Source organism: Sphingomonas bacterium (assembly GCF_903644135.1).
In the GTDB taxonomy this organism is placed as follows: Bacteria; Pseudomonadota; Alphaproteobacteria; order Sphingomonadales; family Sphingomonadaceae; genus Sphingomonas.
In genome coordinates this window covers 1-3,985 of the sequence record NZ_CAHJXA010000271.1, presented here as the reverse complement: position 1 = coordinate 3,985, position 3,985 = coordinate 1, and the positions used below count along the sequence as shown (strand labels likewise).

The window sequence follows — 3,985 nt, the reverse complement described above, 5'->3', positions numbered from 1 at the left end:
GCGCAAGGGGCGGGCGCTGGCCGGCGACGGACGGCTCCGGGCGATGCTGCGATTGCCCTATGCGTTGACCGGGGCGCAGGCGCGGACCGTGGCGGAGATCGAGGGCGACCTGGCGCAAGCCTCGCCGATGCTGCGGCTGCTGCAGGGCGATGTCGGCTCGGGCAAGACGCTGGTCGCGGCGCTGGCGCTGCTGATCGCGGTGGAGGCCGGCGCGCAGGGCGCGCTGCTCGCGCCGACCGAGATCCTCGCGCGTCAGCATTTCGAGTCGCTGCGGCGGACCTTCGCCGGGCTGCCGGTCGAGGTCGCGGTGCTGACGGGGCGCGACAAGGGCGCCGTGCGCGAGGCGACGCTGATGGGGCTGGCGGACGGGTCCGTGCACATCCTGGTCGGCACGCATTCCATCTTCCAGGAGGCGGTGGGCTATCGCGACCTGAAGCTGGTGGTGGTGGACGAGCAGCACCGGTTCGGCGTCGCCGAGCGGCTGATGCTCCAGGCCAAGGGCCGCAGCCCCCATCTGCTGGCGATGACCGCGACACCGATCCCGCGCACGCTGACGCTGGCGGTGCATGGCGAGATGGACGTGAGCCGGCTCGACGAGATGCCGCCCGGTCGCCAGCCGATCGAGACGCGCGTCGTCTCGGCGGAGCGGCTGGACGAGGTGATCGACGCGCTGGGACGGCATCTCGCCGATGACGGCCAGGCCTATTGGGTCTGCCCGCTGGTCGAGGAGAGCGAGCGCAGCGATCTCGCCGCCGCCGAGGCGCGCGCGGCCGCGCTGCGCGAGCGGTTCGGGGACCGCGTCGGTCTGGTGCACGGGCGGATGAAGCCGGCCGAGAAGGACGCCGTCATGGCGGCGTTCGCGGGCGGGCGGCTGGGCGTGCTGGTCGCGACCACGGTGATCGAGGTCGGCGTCGACGTCCCCAACGCCAGGCTGATCGTGATCGAGCATGCCGACCGGTTCGGCCTCGCGCAGCTCCACCAGCTGCGCGGACGGGTGGGGCGCGGCGAGGGCCAGTCGATCTGCCTGCTGCTGCGTGGCCGAGCGCTGAGCGAGACGTCGCGGGCACGGCTGGCGCTGATGCGCGAGACCACCGACGGGTTCCGGATCGCGGAGGAGGACCTGCGGCTGCGTGGCGGCGGCGAGTGGCTGGGGACGCGCCAATCGGGCGAGGCGACGTTCCGCCTCGTGCCGCCCGAACAGCTCGCCGACCTGCTCGCCTGCGCGCAGGACGACGCCCGCCTGCTGATCGAGCGCGACGGCGGGCTGGAGGGCGCGCGCGGCCAGGCGGCGCGGGTGGCGCTGTACCTGTTCGATCGGGATGCGGGGGTGCAGTTGTTGCGCGGGGGATGACAAGCTTTGGACGCGGCGCTATTTGCGATGCATGGCCACGTTTCCGGAACAGCCGCCGCTCTTCGACTTGCGCGAACAGATCGCGCGGATCGACAAGATGCAGGCCGAGCTGCAGAAGCTGAATGCCGAGACGCTGCACCTGAAAGCGGGGACGTCCAAAGTCCTGCAGGAGACCAGGTTCGGGCCTTTTACATTGTTGATCACGGGCTTGGGGGCGGGTGCCGCCTTGATCGCGGCAGGTGCCGCGCTTGCCAAATTGTTGATGATCTAACGCGTCAGCCCCGACAGCAGCGTCAAATATTCCGCCATTCCGAGCGGGCGTTCCAGTCGGCAGCCGAGCCGCCCGCCCAGCACCCAGCGGACCTCCGCCACTACCGCGCCGATGCGGGGCAGGGCGATGCGCAGCTTGTCGCCGGGCTCGCAGGGCGCGTCGCAGCGGACCATCAAGCCGCCATGCGAGATGTTGACGATCAGGAGCGGCAACAGCCGCCCATCGGGGTGGGTGGCGCGGGCGCGGTGGTGAACGGCCTCGCGGGGCTCGCTACGTTCATCCCCCGCCCATGCCGATGCGCTTGTCATGATATCGTTCGCCCCTCGCGGCGATCAGATGAGCGAGAGAAGCTCAAGAGCGTGCGAATGAACCGGGTTAACGGAGCATTACGCCGGCACGAGCAGTCCGTGCTGCTTCTTGCCCGCGGAGACGCGGATGGGGTCGCCGGCGACGGTGACGGTGGCGGCCTCGTCGTCCACCTTGGCGCCGGCGACGCGGGCGCCGCCGCCGGCGATCAGGCGGCGCGCCTCGCCCTTCGACCTGGCGAAGCCGAGCGCGACCAGGGCGTCGACCAGCGCGATCGCGCCGGTGACGGCGACGCGCGGCAGATCGTCACCGGCGCTGCCCTCGGCGAAGGTCAATCGTGCGGTTTCAGCAGCTTGCGCGGCGTTGCTCTCACCTCGACAGAGCGTAGTGGCGGCGTTGGCGAGGGCGATCTTGGCCTCGTTGATCGCGGCGCCGGGGAGCGTTTCCAGCCGCGCGATCTCGGCCAGTGGCAGGTCGGTGAAGAGCCGCAGGAAGCGGCCGACGTCGCGGTCGTCGGTGTTGCGCCAGAATTGCCAGTAATCGTAATGGGATAGCTGCTCCTCATTAAGCCAGACCGCACCCGAGACCGACTTGCCCATCTTGGACCCGTCGGCCTTGGTGATCAGTGGCGTCGTCGCCCCGAACAGCTCGGCGCCGTCGATCCGCCGTGAGAGTTCGATGCCGTTGACGATGTTGCCCCATTGATCCGAGCCGCCGAGCTGCAGTCGACAGCCGACGCGGCGCGATAGTTCCAGGAAATCATAGGCCTGGAGGATCATGTAATTGAACTCCAGGAACGTCAGCGGCTGTTCGCGCTCCAGCCGCACCTTCACCGAATCGAAGGTCAGCATGCGATTGATCGTGAAGTGACGGCCGACATCGCGCAGGAACGGCACATATTCTAGGCGATCCAGCCAGTCGGCATTGTCGACCAGGAGCGCGTCGGTGGGGCCATCGCCAAAGGTGATGAATCGCTCGAACACGACGCGGATGTTGGCGATGTTGCCGCGGATCTGATCGTTGGTGAGCAATTGGCGGCTTTCATCCTTGCCGGAAGGATCGCCTACCTTCGTCGTGCCGCCGCCCATCACCACGATCGGCTGGTGCCCGGCCTGTTGCAGCCGGCGCAGCATCATGATCTGGACGAGCGAGCCGACGTGGAGCGACGGCGCGGTGGCGTCGAAGCCGATATAGCCGGGCACGACCTGCCGGCTCGCCAGCGCGTCCAGCCCGGCAGCGTCGGTCAGCTGGTGGAGGTAGCCGCGCTCGTCGAGCAGGCGGAGCAGATCGGACTGATAGGCCATGCGCCCGGCTAGCGGCCCGTCAGAGCGGCGGCAACTGCGTCTGCGGATCGACCGGGGTGCGGCCGCGGCGGAGCTCGAAATGGACGGCGGGGCGGTCGGCGGCGCCGGTCTGACCGGAGGTGGCGAGCGGCTGTCCCTTCTTCACCGCCTGGCCGCGCTGAACGAGCAGGCGCGCGGCATAGCCGTAGACGCTGGTCCAGTTGTCGCCGTGCTTGACGATGACCAGCCCGCCCAGCGACTGGATGGCGCTGCCCGCATAGGCGACGACACCGTCGGCGGCGGCGCGCACGGGCGTGCCGAGCGGGGCGGCGATGTTGACCCCGTTCTGCCGTTCGCCGCTGGCGCCCGGACCGAACCGGCTCAGCAGCCGGCCGGTGACGGGCCAGGCGAAGCCGCCGCCCGTTAGCCGGGGCGGCGGCGCGAGCGCGACGGTGACGGGCAGCGACCGGGTGGCGGCCGTGGAGCGAACGGGGGTGGCGTGACGGGCAAGCGCGGGCTCGCCGCCGGTCAGGATGTCGTCGATATCGAGGCGGAAGGCGGCGGCGCGCTGCGCGGCGGTGCTGAGGCCGGGCTGCGCGGGTGTGAGGTCGGGGATGAGCAACCGCTGGCCCGCGCGCAGGATGAACGGCTCGACCAGCGCGTTCGCCTCCACCACGCGGCTCCACGGCACGCCATAGGCGCGCGCCACCGCGATGCCGCTCTGGCCGGGGCGGACGAGGTGATAGCGGCCGCCGGGGATGAGCAGGCGGCGGC

General features: G+C 70.4%; 5 protein-coding genes. 2 read left to right on the top strand and 3 right to left on the bottom strand.

The window, feature by feature from the left end:
- Both HUU96_RS12735 and HUU96_RS12730 read left to right on the top strand, forming a co-directional pair.
- On the top strand, positions 1-1,351 hold a 1,351-nt coding region (locus tag HUU96_RS12735; protein ID WP_174293141.1), incomplete at its 5' end, for an ATP-dependent DNA helicase RecG.
- Positions 1,352-1,382: 31 nt separating this feature from the next.
- Positions 1,383-1,622, top strand: coding sequence for a hypothetical protein (locus HUU96_RS12730; protein WP_174293140.1), 240 nt, complete (start codon positions 1,383-1,385; stop codon positions 1,620-1,622).
- Here HUU96_RS12730 and HUU96_RS12725 read toward each other — a convergent pair.
- The 3 genes from HUU96_RS12725 to HUU96_RS12715 all read right to left on the bottom strand — a co-directional run.
- A complete protein-coding gene (locus HUU96_RS12725) occupies positions 1,619-1,930 on the bottom strand; it encodes a PilZ domain-containing protein (RefSeq protein ID WP_174293139.1) in 312 nt (103 codons plus the stop codon). The two genes, HUU96_RS12730 and HUU96_RS12725, sit on opposite strands and share 4 nt — an antisense overlap.
- Positions 1,931-2,008: 78 nt before the next feature.
- On the bottom strand, positions 2,009-3,232 hold the full coding sequence (gene tyrS / locus HUU96_RS12720; protein ID WP_174293138.1) for a tyrosine--tRNA ligase: 1,224 nt from the start codon (positions 3,230-3,232) through the stop codon (positions 2,009-2,011).
- 19 nt (positions 3,233-3,251) lie between these two features.
- Positions 3,252-3,985: M23 family metallopeptidase (locus HUU96_RS12715; RefSeq protein ID WP_174293137.1), on the bottom strand; the 734-nt coding region annotated here is incomplete at its 5' end.

What these genes read in the sequence shown, in the direction of transcription:
- HUU96_RS12730 (WP_174293140.1), top strand. Translation starts at nt 1,383, where the DNA reads ATGGCCACGTTTCCGGAACAGCCGCCGCTCTTCGACTTGCGCGAACAG.
- HUU96_RS12725 (WP_174293139.1), bottom strand. Translation starts at nt 1,930, where the DNA reads ATGACAAGCGCATCGGCATGGGCGGGGGATGAACGTAGCGAGCCCCGC.
- tyrS (WP_174293138.1), bottom strand. Translation starts at nt 3,232, where the DNA reads ATGGCCTATCAGTCCGATCTGCTCCGCCTGCTCGACGAGCGCGGCTAC.